The organism is Corynebacterium sp. HMSC078A10 (genome assembly GCF_001811565.1).
Taxonomy (GTDB): domain Bacteria; phylum Actinomycetota; class Actinomycetes; order Mycobacteriales; family Mycobacteriaceae; genus Corynebacterium; species Corynebacterium hesseae.
Genome location: NZ_KV805196.1, coordinates 1 through 298, shown reverse-complemented (window position 1 = coordinate 298; position 298 = coordinate 1). Strand labels below are relative to the sequence as shown.

General features: G+C 54.0%; 1 protein-coding gene. It reads right to left on the bottom strand.

The genetic code is table 11. The features are described 5' to 3' along the window. A partial coding sequence (locus tag HMPREF2808_RS13475) for a hypothetical protein (protein WP_168165066.1) occupies window positions 1-298 on the bottom strand: 298 nt, incomplete at both ends.

Sequence of the window (298 nt, the reverse complement as noted above, 5' to 3'; positions counted from 1 at the left end):
CGGCTTCTTGTTGTCGTCGCGGCCCTTCTCGTGGCCCTCAACCTCAACCTCAACCTCAACCTTGCCACCCGGCAGATCCGGATCCTCAACAACTACGTTGATAGGACCATCAACATCCTTACCCGGAGTAACAACAACGTTGCCGTTCTCGTCAATCTCAGCCGGAACCTTCTTGCCATCCTCATCGGTAGCAGAAACCTTGGTGTCCTCATCCGGGTTGGTGACCTTGATACCAGTGTCCTGCTTATCATCGGTCGGCTTAACCGGCTTCACACCAGAGGAATCAACCTCGGTCTTA